The sequence below is a fragment of the Streptomyces sp. CY-1 genome (genome assembly GCF_047218265.1).
In the GTDB taxonomy this organism is placed as follows: domain Bacteria; phylum Actinomycetota; class Actinomycetes; order Streptomycetales; family Streptomycetaceae; genus Streptomyces; species Streptomyces niphimycinicus.
Map to the genome: position 1 here is coordinate 10,694,686 of NZ_CP178393.1, position 18,775 is coordinate 10,713,460.

4 protein-coding genes (1 of these 4 cut by a window edge) are annotated in these 18,775 nt (G+C 72.0%); all 4 read left to right on the top strand.

Annotated features, from left to right (window positions below; translation table 11 throughout):
- Positions 1-10,305, top strand: partial view of a non-ribosomal peptide synthase/polyketide synthase gene (locus ACK1X7_RS45140; RefSeq protein WP_413116668.1) — the 3' portion only. It extends 10,173 nt beyond the left edge of the window; the window shows 10,305 of its 20,478 coding nt (coding positions 10,174-20,478); the start codon falls outside the window, past its left edge; the stop codon is at positions 10,303-10,305.
- Positions 10,305-17,516, top strand: coding sequence for an amino acid adenylation domain-containing protein (locus ACK1X7_RS45145; protein WP_413116669.1), 7,212 nt, complete (start codon positions 10,305-10,307; stop codon positions 17,514-17,516). Before ACK1X7_RS45140 ends, ACK1X7_RS45145 begins: the two co-directional genes overlap by 1 nt.
- A 55-nt stretch (positions 17,517-17,571) precedes the next feature.
- Positions 17,572-17,796, top strand: coding sequence for an MbtH family protein (locus ACK1X7_RS45150; RefSeq protein WP_385158609.1), 225 nt, complete (start codon positions 17,572-17,574; stop codon positions 17,794-17,796).
- A 121-nt stretch (positions 17,797-17,917) separates the two neighbouring features.
- Positions 17,918-18,730, top strand: a complete 813-nt coding sequence (locus ACK1X7_RS45155) for an alpha/beta fold hydrolase (protein WP_390795622.1) — start codon at positions 17,918-17,920, stop codon at positions 18,728-18,730.
- Positions 18,731-18,775 lie beyond the last annotated feature (45 nt).

The following is an 18,775-nucleotide window of genomic DNA, read 5'->3' on the forward strand; positions in this document are numbered from 1 at the left end:
CTTTACGGAGAACTGACGCGGGTCGCCCGGGAGCGCCGGGCCAGCCTGTTCATGGTGGTGCAGACCGCGCTGTCGACACTGCTGACGCGGCTGGGCGCGGGCACGGACATTCCGCTGGGCACGGCGATCGCCGGGCGCACGGATGACGCGTTGGACGATCTTGTCGGGTTCTTCGTGAACACCCTGGTGCTCCGAACGGACACCTCTGGCGATCCCACATTCGTCGAACTGCTCGACCGCGTCCGCGCTAAGGACCTCGAGGCGTATGCCCATCAGGATCTGCCGTTCGAGCGATTGGTGGAGGTGGTCAACCCGGAGCGGTCGCTGTCGCGGCATCCCTTGTTCCAGACGATGTTGACGTTGAACAACACGGAGCAGGGTGGCGCCTCGGCTGTTGCCTCGTTGCCGGGGCTGTCGGTGGACGGTGAGCCGGTGGCGGCGGGTGCGGCGAAGTTCGATCTGTCGTTCCGGCTCGCCGAGTGTGGGGGTGAGGCGGATGGCGGTGTGGTGCTGGAGGGGGCGTTGGACTTCAGCACGGAGCTGTTCGACCGGGCCACCGCGCAGGGCATCGCGGAGCGTTTCGTCCGTGTTCTGACCGCGCTCACTGAGGACCCCGACCGCCGCATCGGTGATGTGGAGTTGCTGTCCGCGGTGGAGCGGGAGCGGTTGCTGGTCGGGTGGAATGGTGAGTCGCGGGGTGTGCGGGGTGTGTCGTTGCCGGTGCTCTTCGGGGAGCAGGCGGCGCGGACGCCGGACGCGGTGGCTGTTGTCGCCGGGGACCGCGGCCTGTCGTACCGGGAGCTGGACGCGTGGTCGAATCGGGTGGCGCGGTGGCTGGTGGGGCAGGGGGTGGGGCCGGAGTCGTTTGTGGCGGTGGTGCTGCCCCGGTCGGTGGAGCTGGTGGTGGCGCTGCTGGGTGTGCTGAAGGCGGGTGGTGCGTATGTGCCGGTGGATCCGGAGTATCCGGCCGAGCGGATAGCGCACATCCTGGGCGATGCACGGCCGGTGCTGGTCATCGACGATGCGGCGGCGCTCGCGGCGGCTGACGAGTATCCGGATGAGCGCGTGCAGGCGATCAACGCCCTCAACACCTCCGCGTATGTGATTTACACGTCGGGTTCGACGGGTCGGCCGAAGGGTGTGGTGGTCGAGCATCGTTCGGTGGGGGCGTATCTGGAGCGGGCGCGGGAGGTGTATCCGGATGCGTCGGGTACGGCGTTGCTGCATTCGTCGGTGGCGTTCGATCTGACGGTGACGGCGTTGTACACCCCGTTGGTGAGTGGTGGCCGGGTGGTGCTGGCGGATCTCGATGAGCAGGTGGCCGGTGTCGCTCAGCCGTCGTTTATGAAGGTCACCCCCTCCCATCTGGGGCTGTTGGAAGCGTTGCCGGAGGGTGTGTCGCCGTCGGGGACGTTGATCACCGGTGGTGAGGCGCTGGTGGGTGAGGCGCTGGCGTCGTGGCGGGCCGCGCATCCGGATGTGACGGTGGTCAATGCGTACGGTCCCACCGAGGCGACGGTCAACTGCACCGACTTCCGCATCGAGCCTGGTCAGGAACTGGTGAGCGGTGCGGTGCCGATCGGGCGGCCGTTCTGGAACACACGGGCCTATGTGCTGGACGCGTCGTTGCGTCCGGTGCCGCCGGGGGTGGCGGGTGAGCTGTACGTCGGTGGTGTGGTTCTGGCACGTGGCTACTGGCGTCGTGCGGATCTGACGGCGGAGCGGTTCACCGCTGATCCGTTTGGTCCGGCGGGTGCGCGGATGTATCGCACGGGTGATGTGGCGCGGTGGAACGCCGATGGTCAGTTGGTGTATGTGGGTCGGGTCGATGATCAGGTCAAGGTGCGTGGGTTCCGTATCGAGCTGGGCGAGATCCAGGCCGTCATCAGCGGCCATCCCGATGTCACGCAGACGGCTGTGGTCGTGCGGGAGGACCGGGCCGGGGACCAGCGGCTGGTCGCCTATGTGGTGGCCGATGACACGGTGTCCGAATCGGGGTTGCGGGACCATGCCGCTGCCCTGCTGCCGGATTACATGGTGCCCTCGGCGTTCGTCACCCTCCCCGAGCTGCCGCTGACGCCGAACGGGAAGCTGGACCGGCGTGCCCTGCCCGCGCCCGACTACGGTCCGGAGACCGCCACCGGCCGGGCCCCGCGTTCGCCGCGCGAGGAGATCCTGTGCGGTCTGTTCGCCGAGGTGCTGGGCGTGGACTCGGTCACCATCGACGACGACTTCTTCCGCCTCGGCGGCCACTCCCTCCTCGCGACGAAGCTCGTCAGCCGCATCCGTAGCGTCATGGACGCCGAACTGCCCATCCGGCAGCTCTTCGAGACCCCCACCGTCGCGGGCATCTCCACCGCCCTGGCGACCGACGCGGTGCGCCGCCGCGTGACCGCGGCCGATCCGCGCCCGGACCGCATCCCTCTCTCCTACGCTCAGCAACGGCTGTGGTTCCTCAACCAGTTCGAGGGCCCCAGCGCCACCTACAACGTCCCGATCGCGCTCAGACTGACCGGTCCTCTGGACCGGGAGGCGCTGCGCCTGGCCCTGGGCGATGTGGTCGCCCGCCACGAGAGCCTGCGCACCCTCTTCACCGAGGACGCCGACGGCGCGTACCAGGTCGTTCGTCCGCTGGGCGGGGCCGCGCCGGAGTGGGCGACGGTGGAGACGGACCGGGTGGATGTCGAACGGGAGCTGCGTGAGGCCGCGCGGCGCGGCTTCGACCTGTCGGCGGATTCGGGAGAACTGCCGCTGCGGGCAACGCTGTTCGCGCTCGACGGCGGTGACGAACACATTCTGCTGCTGGTCCTGCACCACATCGTCAGCGACGCGTGGTCGCGCGCCCCGCTGGCGCAGGACCTGACGGCGGCCTACGCGGCCCGCGCGACGGCCGGCCGTGCCCCCGCCTGGGAGCCGCTGCCGGTCCAGTACGCGGACTACAGCCTCTGGCAGCGGGACGTCCTCGGCGACGAGACCGACGCCGACAGCGAGATCTCGCGGCAGCTCGGCTACTGGACTGCCGCGCTGGCGGGCCTCCCGGACCAGTTGGAGCTGCCGTACGACCGGCCGCGGCCGTCCGTCGCCTCCTACCGTGGGGACCGCGTCCCGTTCGAGATTCCGGCCCCGCTCTACGACAAGGTGGTCGCGTTCGCGCGGGACACGCAGTCGAGCCCGTTCATGGTGGTGCAAGCGGCGCTCGCGGCGCTGCTGACCCGGCTCGGCGCGGGCACCGACATCCCCATCGGCACACCGATCGCCGGTCGCACCGACACCTCGCTCGACGACCTGGTCGGCGTCTTCATCAACACTCTGGTGCTGCGCGCCGACACGTCAGGACGTCCCACGGCCCGCGCGCTGATCGAGCGCGTCCGTGCGCGGAACCTGGCCGCCTACGCCCATCAGGATCTGCCCTTCGAGCGGCTGGTCGAGGTGCTCAACCCCGAGCGCTCGCTCGCCCGTCACCCGCTCTTCCAGGTGCTCCTGGCGTTCAACAACACCGACACGGCGGCCACCGACCAAGCCGTGGCCGATATCCCCGGCCTCACCGTGTCGCCGGTGGCGGCCGACACGGGCGTGGGCAAGTTCGACCTGTCCTTCGCCTTCACCGAGCAGCCGCATGAAACCGGCGGGCTGCGAGGAGTGCTGGAGTACAGCACCGACCTGTTCGACCGGGACACGGTCGAAACGCTCGGCAGGCGCTATCTGCGTGTGCTCCAGGGCATGGTCGACGCCCCGGACACCCCGCTCGACCGGATCGACCTGTTGGACCAGGCCGAGGCGCGGTCCGTGGTGCGGGACTGGAATGACACGGCGGGTGAGGTGCCCGGTCGTCCGGTGGTGGAGCTGTTCGAGGAGCGGGCGGCCCGGACGCCGGACGCGGTGGCGGTGGCGGCCGGCGGGGTGTCCCTGTCCTATGGCGAGCTGGACGCCCGGGCCGACCGTCTCGCGCGGCTGCTGGCCGACCGTGGGGTGCGGCCCGAGGCGTTCGTCGCGGTGGCGTTGCCCAGGTCGGTGGAGCTGCTGGTGGCGCTGCTGGCGGTGTGGAAGGCCGGGGCGGCGTACTTGCCGCTGGACACGGAGTACCCGGCCGACCGGCTCGCCTATATGCTCCAGGACGCCGGCCCCGAACTCGTCCTGACCACAGGCGGGTTGGCGTCCGTGCTGCCGGACGTGGACATCCCCCGTGTGCTGCTGGACGCCCCCGAGATCGCCGAGGAGCTCTCCCGGACGGCGGCGGAGCGGCGGATCGCTCCCCTCGCGCCGTCGCATGCGGCGTATGTGATCTATACGTCGGGTTCGACGGGGCGACCCAAGGGTGTGGTGGTGCCACAGGGGCCGCTGGCGAATTTCGTGGTGGCGATGGCCGGGCGGTTCCAGCTCACGGGCGAGGACCGGCTGCTGGCCGTCACCACCGTCGGGTTCGACATCGCGGGCCTGGAGCTGTTCGTACCGCTGCTCAGCGGTGCGGCGGTGGTGGTGGCGGAGCGGGACGCGGTGCGGGATCCGGTGACGCTGTGCGCGCTCGTGACCAACGAGCGGATTTCGGTGATGCAGGCGACCCCCAGCCTGTGGCGGGCGGTGCTGGCCGAGGACGCCTCGGTGCTGGCGGGGGTGCGGGTCCTCGTCGGTGGCGAGGCGCTGCCCGCCGATCTGGCGGTGGCATTGGCCGAGCGGGCCGAGTCGGTGACGAACATGTACGGCCCCACCGAGACCACGATCTGGTCGACGGCCTGGTCGGTCACCCCGGACACCGCGCGTGCGCCCCGCATCGGGCGGCCGATCGCCAATACCCAGGTGTATGTGCTGGACGGCGGGCTGCGGCCGGTGCCGGCCGGGGTGCCGGGTGAGCTGTACATCGCGGGCGAGGGTGTGGTCCGTGGCTACCACGGACGCCCGGGACTGACGTCCGAACGCTTCGTGGCCGATCCGTTCGACCGCACCGGCGGTGGGCGGATGTATCGCACCGGTGACCTGGTGCGCTGGACCGCCGCGGGTGAGCTGGAGTATCTCTCCCGGGTCGACGACCAGGTCAAGCTGCGTGGCTTCCGGATCGAGCTGGGCGAGATCGAGGCGGTACTGGCCGGGCAGGACGGCGTGGCCCAGGCCGCCGTCCTCGTCCGTGAGGACCGGCCCGGCGACAAGCGGCTCGTCGCCTATGTCATCCCCTCCATGGCGGGCGGACCGGAGCCCCTGGCCCTGCGTGAGCACGTGGCCGGGCAACTTCCCGGCTATATGGTGCCGTCGGCGTTTGTGACGCTGGACGCCTTCCCGCTCACCGCGAACGGCAAGCTGAACCGGCGTGCGCTGCCCGCGCCCGACTACGGCCCCGACAGCGCCACCGGCCGGGCGCCGCGTTCGCCGCGCGAGGAGATCCTGTGCGGTCTGTTCGCCGAGGTCCTGGGCGTGGAGTCGGTCACGATCGACGACGACTTCTTCCATCTCGGCGGCCACTCGCTGCTGGCGACCAAGCTGGTCAGCCGGATCCGTACCGTCCTGGACACCGAACTGGCCGTACGCCGGGTCTTCGAGGCACCCACCGTGGCCGAACTCGCCACGGCGCTCGACGAGTCCGCCGCCGTACGAGGCCGGGTGGTGAGCGCGAAGCGGCCCGCCCGGGTGCCGCTGTCCCATGCGCAGCAACGCCTGTGGTTCCTCCAGCACCTGGAGGGGCCGAGCGACGCCTACAACATGGTCATCTCCCTCGACCTGACGGGCCCGCTGAACCAGGACGCGCTGCGGCAGGCCCTGGCCGACCTGGTCGTACGCCATGAGAGCCTGCGCACCGTCTTCGCGGACGACTCGGGCGGCGGCGCCTACCAGGTGGTCCTCGCACCGGAACAGGCGAAGGTGCCGCTGACCGTGGAGGAGGTGGCCGACGAGGCGTCCGTCGACCGGCTGATGCGTGACGCCGCCGCATACGCCTTCGACCTCTCCACCGAGATGCCGATCCGCGCCTCGCTGTTCCGGCTGCCCGCCGTCGCAGGCTCCGACGGTGCGCGAACCGACCGTTCGACGCTGCTCCTGCTGACGCATCACATCGCGAGCGACGCCTGGTCGCGCGGTGTCCTGGTGCGCGACCTGACGGCGGCGTACGCGGCCCGCGCGACGACCGGCCGTGCCCCCGCCTGGGAGCCGTTGCCGGTGCAGTACGCGGACTACAGCCTCTGGCAGCGTGACCTTCTCGGCGACGAGTCCGACTCGGGCAGCGAGATCTCGCGCCAGCTCGACTACTGGACCCGGGCGCTGGAAGGGCTTCCGGAGGAACTGGCCCTGCCCTTCGACCGGCCGCGGCCGGCGGCCGCCTCCTACCGGGGCGACCGGGTCGGGTTCGAGCTGCCGCCGGGCCTGTACGAGCGGCTGGTGCGGGTCGCCGGTGAGCATCGCGCGAGCCTGTACATGGTGTTGCAGGCGGCCCTGGCGACCCTTCTGACCCGGCTCGGCGCGGGCAGCGACATCCCCATCGGCACCCCTGTCGCGGGCCGTACCGACGACGCGCTGGACGACCTCGTCGGGTTCTTCGTCAACACGCTGGTGCTGCGCGCCGACACCTCCGGCAACCCCACCTTCACCGAGCTGGTCGAACGTGTCCGGGCGCGGGACCTGGAGGCGTACGCGCATCAGGACCTGCCCTTCGAGCGGCTGGTCGAGGTGGTCAACCCGGAGCGTTCACTGGCCCGGCACCCGCTCTTCCAGACCGTCCTCAACCTGAACAACGCCGCTCGGCCCCTCACCGCCCAGACCGGGCTCACCGTCACCGGGCGACCGCTCGGGTCGCCCTCGGCGAAGTTCGACCTCTCCTTCGAGATGGCCGAGACGGCCGAGATGGCCGAGACGGCCGGGACCGCCGGGACCGGCCTGGGCTGTGCGCTGGACTTCAGTACGGACTTGTTCGACCGGGCCACCGCACAGAGCATCGTCGACCGCTTCGTGCGGGTGCTGGAACAGGTGGCCGCCGACCCGGCCGTCCCGATCCAGGACCTCCAGATCCTCGCCCCGGCCGAGCGGCGCGAGCTGACCGCACCGCCGCGGCACATCTCCGCCCCCGACGAGACGATCGTGTCCCGGTTCGAGCGGCAGGTGGCCGCCACCCCGGACGCCATCGCGGTGACCTACGAGACCACGTCCCTCAGCTACTCCGAGGTGAACGCGCGGGCGAACCGGCTGGCCCATCTGCTGCGCGAGCGGGGAGCGGGACCACGGCGGTATGTGGGCTTAAGCATGCCGCGCACCGAGGAACTGGTCGTCGCGGTCCTCGGCGTACTGAAGTCGGGCGCGGCGTATGTGCCCATCGACCCGGCCTACCCGGCCGACCGCATCGCGTACATGGTCGACGACGCCCGGCCGATCCTCACCGTGACGCCCGACGTGCTCGCCGAGTCGCAGCGCTACCAGGCGGGCGACCCGGACGTGGCACTCTCGCCCCTGGACACCGCGTACGTCATCTACACCTCGGGATCCACGGGACGGCCCAAGGGTGTGGAAGTGCCGCACGGCAACGCGATACGCCTGATGGACGCGACCGGCCACTGGTTCGGCTTCGGCCCCGACGACGTATGGACGCTGTTCCACTCCTACGCCTTCGACTTCTCCGTCTGGGAACTGTGGGGCCCGCTGCTGCACGGCGGACGCCTGGTCGTCGTCTCCTACGAGACCAGCCGGACCCCGGAGCGGTTCCTGACGCTGCTGGCGGATGAGCGGGTCACCGTGCTGAACCAGACCCCGTCCGCGTTCTACCAGCTCATGGCGGCCGACCGGGACAATCCCGAGACCGCCGCGCGGCTTCGCCTGCGCCATGTCGTCTTCGGCGGCGAGGCGCTCGAACTGGGCCGGCTGGCCGACTGGTACGCCCGGCACCCCGATGACGCCCCGTCCCTGGTGAACATGTACGGCATCACGGAGACCACCGTGCATGTCACGCATATCGCGCTCGACGAGGCCATCGTCGCCGCCTCGTCCGGCTCGGTGATCGGCGAACCGATCCCGGATCTCGGCGTGTACGTGCTGGACGAGAGGCTCCGGCCGGTGCCCAGCGGCGTCGTGGGCGAGCTGTACGTCGTCGGCGCCGGTCTGGCCCGCGGCTATCTCGGCCGGGCCGGGCTGACCGCCGAGCGCTTCGTGGCCAACCCGTTCGGCGAGGGCCGCATGTACCGTACCGGGGACACCGGACGCCGGCTGGCCGACGGACGCCTGGAGTACCACGGCCGCATCGACGACCAGGTCAAACTGCGCGGCTTCCGCATCGAGCTCGGCGAGATCGAGGCGGCGCTTGAGGCGCACACCGCCGTTTCCCAGGCCGCGGTGATCCTGCGCGAGGACCGGCCCGGCGACAAACGCCTCGTCGCCTATGCCGTGCCGACCGCCGGCGCCGACCCTGCTCCCGGGCAGGACACGCTGCGCGCCCACCTCGCCACCGCCCTGCCCGAGCACATGGTGCCGTCGGCCGTGGTCGTCCTGGACGCGCTTCCGCTCACCCTGAACGGCAAGCTCGACCGGCGGGCCCTGCCCGCGCCCGTGTACGGCGGGACGCCCGAGGCCGACCGGCGCGGCCCGCGCACCGAGCGGGAGAAGACGCTGTGCGGGCTGTTCGCCGAGGTGCTGGGGCTGGACGGGGTCGGCATCGACGACGGCTTCTTCGACCTCGGCGGCGACAGCATCATGTCCATCCAGCTCGTCAGCCGCGCCCGGCGGGCCGGACTCGAACTCGCGGTGCGCGACGTCTTCGAACACCGCACGGTCGCCGCGCTCGCCGACATCGCCACGGAGACCGTCCGGGTGGCCGCGGAGGAGCCGGGAGCGGACGTCGGCGAGGTACCGCTGACCCCGATCATGCGCTGGTTCCTCGAACGAGGCGGCCCGGCCGACCAGTTCAACCAGTCGCGGCTGGTCCAGGTGCCCGCGGCGCTGCGCCACGAGCATCTGCGGTCCGCGGTGCAGTCGGTGCTCGACCACCACGGCGCCCTGCGGGCCCGGCTCACCGCCGCCCCCGAACGGCGCCTGGAGATCCGCGAACCGGGCGCGGTGGACGCCGCCTCCCTGGTCCACCGCGTGGCCGCTGCCGGGCTCGACGAACCGGCCCAGCGGGACCTGGTGCGGCGGGAGACCGAAGCCGCCCGGGAGCGTCTCGACCTGGACGCGGGACGGCTCGTCCAGGTGGTCTGGTTCGACCGCGGCGCGGACACTCCGGGCCTGCTGCTCCTCCTCATCCACCACCTGGTGGTCGACGGGGTGTCCTGGCGCATCCTGGTACCCGACCTGGCGGAGGCGTACCGCGCCGTGAGCACCGGGCGGGCGCCGGAACTCCAGCCCGTGGGCACCTCGCTGCGCCACTGGGCGCAGCGGCTGACGGAGGCGGCGGCCGGGCCCGCGCGGGCGGCGGAGGCCGCCTGGTGGCAGGAGGTGCTGCGGCCCGGGGACTCGCTCCTGGGCAGCCGGGCCCTGGACCCGGCCCGGGACACCTACGGGAGCGCGGCGCATCTGACGGTCACACTGCCGGTCGCGGTCACCGAGAAGCTGCTCACCCGCGTGCCGTCGGTGTTCAGCGCCGAGGTCAACGACGTGCTGCTCACCGCGTTCGCGCTGGCCTGGGCGCGCTGGCGCGGCGGCCGGGACGCCTGGAGCCCGGGCGCGGCCGGAACGCTCCTCGACCTGGAGGGCCACGGGCGCGAGGAGGACATCGTGGGCGCCGTGGACCTGTCCCGCACCGTGGGCTGGTTCACCAGCCTGTATCCCGTACGGATCGACCCCGGTGCCGTGGATCTCACCGACGCGTTCGCGGGCGGCCCGGCCGCGGGCGAGGCCGTCAAGCGGATCAAGGAGCAGCTCAGGGCCGTGCCCGACAAGGGCATCGGCTACGGCCTGGCCCGGCATCTGAACCCGGGCACCGCACCGGGGTTCACCGGCCTGCCCGAGCCGCGGGTGGCGTTCAACTACCTCGGGCGCTTCCAGGTCGCGGACGCCGAGGAGGCGGGCAGTGCCACCGTCCCGGACTGGACCGTGCTGGCCAGCGCCGCCGGCATCGGCGGCACCGACCCCCGGGTTCCGCTCGCCCACCCCCTTGAGCTCAACGCCCGTACCGACGACGGGCCGCGCGGACCCGAACTGGCCGCCACCTGGACCTGGGCCGAGGGCATCCTCGACCGGACCGCGGTCGGCACCCTGGCCGACCTGTGGTTCCAGGCCCTGACCGCCCTCACCGAACACGCGGAGCGCCCCGACGCGGGCGGGCTCACCGTCTCGGACGTTTCCCTGAGCCTGCTGAGCCAGGACGAGATCGAGTTGCTGGAAGACGACTGGAGGACCATGTGATGGCGACGCAGTCCGGATTGCAGGACATCCTGCCGCTGGCCCCGCTACAGGAAGGCTTGCTCTTCCACAGCGTGTACGACGAGGCGGCGCCGGACGTCTATGTCGTGCAGGACACCATGGACCTGGAGGGCGACCTCGACCCCGAGGCGCTGCGCGCCGCGTGCCGCACCCTGCTGCGGCGCCACGCCAATCTGCGCGCGGGCTTCCGCTACGCGGGTCTGCGGCGCCCCGTCCAGTTCATTCCGCATGAGGTCCCCCTGCCCTGGGAGGAGATCGACCTCGCCGCGCTGACCGAGGACGAGCGCACCGCGGCGGCGGACCGGGTGCTGGAGGCGGACCGCAGACGCCGTTTCGACCTCGGCAAGCCGCCGCTGATGCGGTTCACCCTGCTGCGGCTCGGCGACGGCCGGCACCGCTTCGTCCTGACCAACCACCACATCCTGCTGGACGGATGGTCACGCCCGATGCTGCTGCGCGAACTCCTCGCGCTGTACGCGGCCCGCGGCGACGACAGCGGGCTGCCACGGGTCCGGCCCTTCCGGGACTATCTGCACTGGCTCGCCGGCCAGGACCGGGACGCCTCGGTGGCCGCGTGGCGCGAGGCGCTGGCCGGAATCGACGGCCCCACCCTCGTCGCGCCCCGGAGCGGCGACCGGGCCGCCGTCGTGCCCGGACGCCTGGACACCGAGCTCGAACCCGCCGTGTACGAGGCGCTCGCCGCCCTGGCCCGGGAGCGTGCGCTGACCCTCAACTCCCTGGTGCAGGGCGCCTGGGCGGTCGTCCTCGGCGGACTGACCGGACGGGACGACGTGGTCTTCGGCGCCACCGTCTCAGGTCGGCCGCCCGAGCTCGCCGGGGTCGAGACGATGGTGGGCCTGTTCATCAACACCCTGCCGGTGCGGGTACGGCTGCGTGCCGACGAACCGCTGGTGGACCTGGTGCGCCGGGTCCAGGACGAGCAGACCCGGCTCCAGCCCCACCAGCAGATCGACCTCGCCGAGGTGCGGCGGCTCGCCGGAGCCGGTGAACTCTTCGACACCACGATGGTGTTCGAGAACTACCCCGTGGACCTCACGGCCGGGAACGACAAGCCCGGCGGGACCAGCGGCCTGACCGTCGCCGGCGCCCGCAACCGCGACGCCGCGCACTATCCGCTGGCACTCGTCGCCGTCGGCCGTGGTGGCCTGCTGCGGCTGCGCCTGGACCACCAGCCCGACCTGATCCCCGAGGCAGCGGCCCGCGCCGTCCTGGACCGCGTGGTCCGCGTCCTCACCTCGGTCGCCACCGACCCACTGCGGCCCGTCGGCCGGCTCGAACTGCTCTCCGGGGAGGAACACCGCACCGTACTCGAACTCGGCCACGGCGCGGACACCGCCATCCCGGACCTCAGCCTGCCGGAGGCGTTCCGCGCCCAGGCCGCCCGCACCCCGCACACCACCGCCGTCCGCACCGGCGCCGACACGCTCGACTACGCCGCGCTCGACGCCCGCTCCGACGCGCTGGCACACCGCCTGACCCGGCTCGGAGTGGTCTCGGAAACCCCGGTGGCGCTGCTCATGGAGCGCTCGGCGGACGTCATCGTGTCCGCGCTGGGGATCCTCAAGACGGGCGGCGCGTACGTCCCGCTGCGGCAGCGTGACCCGGCCGACCGACTGCGTCTGCTCACCGGCCTCGCCGGTGTCCGGCTGGTGCTGACCGACCGGGCGAACGCCGACCGCGCCGCGGAACTGGGGCCGCCCGTGGTCGTCGTGGACGACGGCGCACAGGCGGAGCCCGATGCCGTGCCGGGAGAGCCACTGCCGCACGTCCACCCCGGCCAGATCGCCTACATCAGCCATACCTCCGGCTCCACCGGAACCCCCAAGGGCGTCGCCGCCACCCATCGCCATGTGCTCGAACTCGCCCATGACCGCTCGTTCGCGAACGGCGCCCACACCCGGATCCTGGTCCACTCGCCGCACGCCTTCGACGCCTCCACCTACGAGATGTGGGTGCCGCTGCTGACCGGCGGCACCGCCGTCGTCGCCCCGCCCGGCGACCTCGACGCCGAACGGCTCGGCAAGCTGCTCGTCGAGCACGAGATCACCGGACTGTTCCTGACCACCGGTCTCTTCCAGCTCGTCGCCGACGAGGCGCCCGAACACTTCGCGGGCCTCCAGGAGGTGTGGACCGGCGGCGAGGCGGTCCCCGCCGCGTCCATCCGCCGGGTGATGCGGGCCTGCCCCGACACCACCGTCATCGACGTGTACGGGCCCACCGAGACGACCACGTTCGCGGTGCGCCACCGGCTTCCCCGGGGACCGGAGGTCCCGGCCTCCGTCCCCATCGGCAGCCCCCTGGACAACACCCGGCTGATGGTCCTCGACACCGGACTGCGCCCCGTGCCACCGGGCACGGCGGGCGAGCTGCACATCGCCGGGGCCGGGCTGGCCCGCGGCTACTGGCGGCGCCCCGGGATCACCGCGGAACGCTTCGTCGCCGACCCCTACGGCCCGCCGGGCGCCCGCATGTACCGCACCGGCGACCTGGTGCGCTGGAACGCCGAAGGCGTCCTGGAATACGTCGGGCGCGCGGACGAGCAGGTGAAACTGCGCGGCTTCCGCATCGAACTGGGTGAGATCGAGGCGCTGCTGGGCAGCCACCCCGGCGTCGCCCAGACCGTCGTCACCGTGCAGGAGCCGCGCCCCGGCGACCGGCGCCTGGTCGCCCACCTCGTCGCCGAGCGCGGCACCACCCCGTCCCCGGAGGACCTGCGGGCGCACCTCGGCGCCGAACTCCCCGACTACATGGTGCCCGCCGCGTTCGTCGTTCTCGACGCGCTGCCGCTGACCGGCAACGGCAAGGTGGACCGCAAGGCCCTGCCCGTGCCCGACACCGGCCCGGCCGCCGCCACCGCCGCGCGGCGTGCCCCGCGCAGCCCCCAGGAGGAGATCCTGTGCGGCCTCTTCGCGGAGGTCCTCGGCCTGCCGTCGGTCGGCATCGACGACAACTTCTTCGACGCCGGGGGACACTCGCTGCTCGCCACCCGGCTCGCCGGGCGCATCCGTTCGGTGCTCGGCGCCGAGATGGCGGTGCGGCAACTCTTCGACACGCCCACCGTGGCCGGGCTCGCCCGCGCCCTCGACACGGCCGGATCGGCCCGTGCCGCGCTGATGCCCGCCGAACCGCGCCCCGACCGCGTCCCGGCCTCCTTCGCCCAGCGCCGGCTGTGGTTCCTGCACCGCTTCGAGGGCCCCTCACCGACGTACAACATCCCCTTCGCACTGAGGCTCACCGGCGACCTGGACCGCACGGCGCTGCGGGACGCGCTCGTGGACGTCGCGGAGCGCCATGAGTCGCTGCGCACGGTCTTCGCCGAGGACGCCGAGGGGCCGTACCAGGTCGTGCTGCCCGCCCCGGAGGCCCGCTCCGCGCTGACCGTCGTCCCCGACGTGCCGCGGGATCGCCTGGAGCGGGAGATCGCCGCCGCCGTCGGACACGCCTTCGACCTGTCCGAAGAACTCCCGCTGCGGGTCTGGCTGTTCGAGACCGGGGAGCGGGAGCATGTGCTGCTGCTCCTGGTCCACCACATCGCGGGCGACGGCTGGTCGGTGCCGCTGCTCGCCCGCGACATCGTCTCCGCCTACGCCGCACGACGCGTCGGCACCGCCCCCGCCTGGCAGCCGTTGCCCGTCCAGTACGCCGACTACAGCCTGTGGCAGCACGAGGTGCTCGGCTCGGAGGACGACGACCAGAGCCTGATCGCCCGGCAACTCGCCTACTGGAAGGGAGCTTTGGCCGGACTGCCGGACGAACTCACGCTGCCCGCCGACCGGCCGCGTCCCGCGACCTCCGGCCATCGCGGCGAACGCATCCCCTACCAGGTGCCCGGACCGCTGTACGAGCAGGTCCGCGCCCTGGCCCGGGCCACCAAGGCCAGCCCGTTCATGGTGGTCCAGGCCGCGGTCGCCGCGCTGCTCACCCGGCTCGGGGCGGGCACCGACATCCCGCTGGGCACCCCGGTGGCCGGCCGCACCGACGACGCCCTCGAGGATCTCGTAGGCTTCTTCGTCAACACGCTGGTGCTGCGCACCGACACCTCGGGCAACCCCACCTTCCGTGAACTGATCGCCCGCGTCCGGGACACGGACCTGGCGGCCTACGCCCATCAGGACCTGCCCTTCGAACGGCTGGTGGAGGCGCTCAACCCCAGGCGGTCGCAGTCCCGGCACCCGGTGTTCCAGACCATGCTCACCTTCAACAACACCGAGCAGCGGCAACTGCCGTCGGACACCGCGGCCCCCGAGGACGGCGTGGGGGCGCCGGGCCTGACCGTCGAGCGGGTGGCCTCGGACACCGGTACGGCCAAATTCGACCTGCTGCTGTCCTTCGCCGAACGGCACGCCCCCGACGGCAGCGTGGACGGGCTCAGCGCGGGCCTCGAATTCAGCACCGACCTCTTCGAGCGCGACACGGCCGAGCGGATCGTCGCACGGCTCCTGCGGCTGCTGGCGGCCATGACCGCGAATCCGCAGGCGCGACTCGGCGAGGTGCCCCTCCTCGACGAGGGCGAACGGGCCACCGTGCTGAGCGGCGGCAGCGGCGCGGTCCGCCCCGCGCGCGCCGCCTCCCTGCCCGAGCGGTTCGAGACGGCCGTCGCCGACAACCCGCACGGCGTGGCCGTGGAGACCCCGGAAGGCGCGGTCGGCTACACCGAACTCAACGCACGCGCCAACCGCCTCGCACGGCTGCTCATCGACCGCCAAGTGGGCCCCGAGGACCTTGTCGCGGTCGCCATGCCCCGGTCGGCCGACCTGGTCACCGCCCTCATGGCGGTCCTCAAGGCCGGTGCCGGGTATCTGCCCGTCGACCCCGAGTACCCGGCGGCCCGCATCGGCTTCATGCTCGAAGACGCCCGCCCCGCCCTCGTGCTGACCACCGGCGAACTGGCCACGGCGCTTCCGGAAGCTCTCGCCGGCCGCACGATCGTCACCGACGACCCGAAGGCCGCCGAGGCGCTCGCCGCGTATCCCGCGACCGACGTCACCGACGACGAGCGCACCAGGCCGCTCCACCCCGCCCACCCGGCGTACGCCATCTACACCTCGGGCTCCACCGGGCGCCCCAAGGGCGTGATGATGCCCGTGGGCGCCCTCGCCAACATGCTGGACTGGCACCAGGCGCAGTTGCCGGGCGGACCGGGCACCCGGGTGGCGCAGTTCACCGCGGTCAGCTTCGACGTCTCCGTCCAGGAGATCCTCTCCGCGCTGCTGCACGGCAAGACCCTCGTGGTCTGCCCCGAGGACGTCCGCCGCGACCCGGCCCGCCTGGCCCGGTGGCTGCACGACGCGGGTGTGCAGGAGCTGTACGCGCCCAACCTGGTCATCGACGCGGTGTGCGAGGCCGCCACCGTCCAGGGGCTGGAGCTGCCGGACCTCACCGACCTGGTACAGGCCGGGGAGGCGCTCACCCCGCACGGCGCCATCCGCACCTTCTGCGCCGCCCGCCCCGGCGTGCGGCTGCACAACCACTACGGGCCCGCCGAGACCCATGTGGTAACCGCCTGCCCGCTCCCGGCGGACACCGACGCGTGGACACCCGGCCCCGCCCCCATCGGGCGGCCCGTCGACAACACCGCCGTGCGGCTGCTCGACCCCTGGCTGAACCCGGTGCCGCCGGGCGTCCCCGGCGAGCTGTACATCACCGGTGCCGCCCTGGCCCGCGGCTACATCGCCCGCCCCGACCGCACCGGGGAGCGGTTCGTCGCCGATCCGTACGGCCCGCCGGGCGCCCGGATGTACCGCACCGGCGACCTGGCCCGTCTCACCCGCGACGGGGAGCTGACGTACCTGGGGCGCACCGACACCCAGGTCAAGATCCGCGGGTTCCGCATCGAACCGGGTGAGATCGAGGCGGTGCTCACCACCGCCCCGGAGGTGGTGCGGGCGGCCGTGGTCGTGCGGGAGGACCGGCCGGGGGACCGGCGGCTCGTCGGCTACGTGGTCGCGGCGCCCGGCTCCGACCCCGCACCGCGCCGGGTGCGCGAGCACGCCGCCCGGCATCTGCCCGACCACATGGTGCCCGCCGCGTTCGTCACCCTGGACGCGCTGCCGCTGACGCCCAACGGCAAGCTCGACCGGGCCGCGCTGCCGGCGCCCGAGTACCGGGGCGATACGGCGTCGGGACGGCCCAGGACGCCCGAGGAGCGTGCGCTGTGCGCCCTGTTCTCCGAGATCCTGGGCGTGGCGGAGGTCGGAGCCGACGACGAGTTCTTCGACCTCGGCGGCCACTCCTTCCTCGCCGCCCGGCTGGTCGGCCGGATCCGTGACGAGATGGGCGGCGACCTGCCGGTGCGGGCGGTCTTCGACGCCCCGTCACCGGCGGCGCTCGCCCGCCTGCTGACGGGCGAGGCGCCTGTGGAGGGCGACTCGACGGGAACACTGCTGCCCCTGCGCGCCCGCGGCTCGGCCGCCCCGCTGTTCTTCCTGCACCCGGGAGGCGGCTTCAGTTGGTGCTACTCCGGTCTCGTCCGCCATCTCGGTGCCGAGGTACCGGTCTATGGCGTCCAGGCCCGCGGCCTCGATGGCACCGGACCGCTCCCGGCGTCCATGGAGGAGATGGTCGAGGACTATTTCGAGCGGATCCGCTCCGTGCAGCCGCACGGCCCCTACCGGCTCGCCGGCTGGTCGTTCGGTGGGCTGACCGCGCAGGCGCTGGCCGTCCGGATACGCGCGGCGGGCGAGGAGGTCGGGATGCTCGCGGTGCTCGACTCCTACCCGCCGGGGGAGCACAGCGACCACTCGGAGCCGGTGGAGCACGAAGTCGTCGCGAACAACCTTCAGGCCATGGGATTCACCGTCGACATGGCCGAGCTCATAGCAGACCAGGAGCGGGTTCTGATGCGCTTCCGGGAATTCCTGCAAGGGGGAAATCACCCCATGGCCCACCTCGACCACCTCGAGGCCCAGGATGTGCTGGCCCTCAAGGACGTCTACGTGAACAATGTCCGGATCATGCGGTCCTATGAGCCCCAGTTCTTCGACGGGGACATGCTTTTCATCTCCGCGGAGCGGAAACCCGCCGAGCGGGAAACCATCCTGAATGTCAACTTGTGGCAACCACTGACCGGCGGGTCGATCGAGATCTGCCCCATAGAGTCGAACCACGGAGATCTGATGACCGACGCCCGTCACGCGGCGCGTATCGGACGTTTTCTCGCCGACCGGCTGTGAGCCGTGAATGTACGTCAAGCGCAAGCGAAAGAATTCTTCGAGAAGGAGCGATCTCATGAGCACCAACCCCTTCGAGGACCCCGAGGGCACGTATCTCGTGCTCGTCAACGATGAGGGGCAGCACTCCTTGTGGCCGGCGTTCGTCGAGGTTCCTCAGGGCTGGCGCACGGCCCTCGCCGACGCCACACGGGACGCGGCGCTCGAATACGTGAACGCCCACTGGACCGATATGCGCCCCAAGAGCCTGATCAAGGCCATGGAAGGCGCCGACGCGGCCTGAGCGCCGCCCCCGCTGGACCGCCGTGTGGCCCGCCCCGCCGGGACGCGTCCGACGCGTCGTACCCGAGGGGCGGGCCACACCCATGCCCGTGCACCCGTCATACCAAGGAGGATGGAGCGAGATGCCGGTCGTTCACGTCAACGGAATACAGCTCCACTACGAGGAAGCCGGCGAGGGCGAGCCGGTCGTGATGATCCAGGGGACCGGCGCCGGCGGCACCGTGTGGCAACTGCACCAGGTGCCCGCCCTCACCGCCGCCGGATTCCGCGTGATCACCCTCGACAACCGGGGCATACCGCCGACCTCGGAGTGTCCCGAGGGGTTCACCCTCCAGGACATGGTCGGCGATGTGGCCGGGCTCATCGAGCACCTCGGGGTCGGCCCCTGCCGGGTCGTCGGCACCTCCCTGGGCGCCTTCATCACGCAGGAACTCGCGCTGTCCCGGCCCGATCTCGTACGCCAGGCCGTCCTCATCGCCACCCGGGGCCGCACCGATGCGCTGCGCGCCGCGATCACCCGTGCCGAGATCGAGCTGCACGACGCCGGGGTGGAAATCCCGGTCCGGTACGCCGCCGTGGTGCGGGCCCTGAAGTCGCTGTCCCCGCGCACCCTCGACGACGGCGAGGCGATGGCCGACTGGCTCGATCTGTTCGAGCTGTCGCCCGCGGCCGGTCCCGGACAGCGAGCGCAGATGGAGCTGAGCACGCTGGGCCACCGGCTGGAGGCATACCGGGGCATCCGCGTCCCCTGCCAGGTCATCGCCTTCGCGGACGATCTGATCACCCCCGCGCAGCTGGCGCGCGAGGTCGCCGACGCCATCCCGGGAGCCGAGTACGAACTCATCGAGGGCTGTGGGCACTACGGCTATCTGGAAGACCCCGCGACGGTGAACAAGGTGATGGTGGAGTTCCTCACCGGGGCGGCCGCGCGCTGACCGCCATGGGACGGCGAGCGGCACCGGAACGAGAAAGAGGGGGGA

Excerpts from the sequence above, each read along its gene's own strand:
- ACK1X7_RS45145 (WP_413116669.1), top strand. The coding sequence starts at position 10,305 with ATGGCGACGCAGTCCGGATTGCAGGACATCCTGCCGCTGGCCCCGCTA.
- ACK1X7_RS45150 (WP_385158609.1), top strand. The coding sequence starts at position 17,572 with ATGAGCACCAACCCCTTCGAGGACCCCGAGGGCACGTATCTCGTGCTC.
- ACK1X7_RS45155 (WP_390795622.1), top strand. The coding sequence starts at position 17,918 with ATGCCGGTCGTTCACGTCAACGGAATACAGCTCCACTACGAGGAAGCC.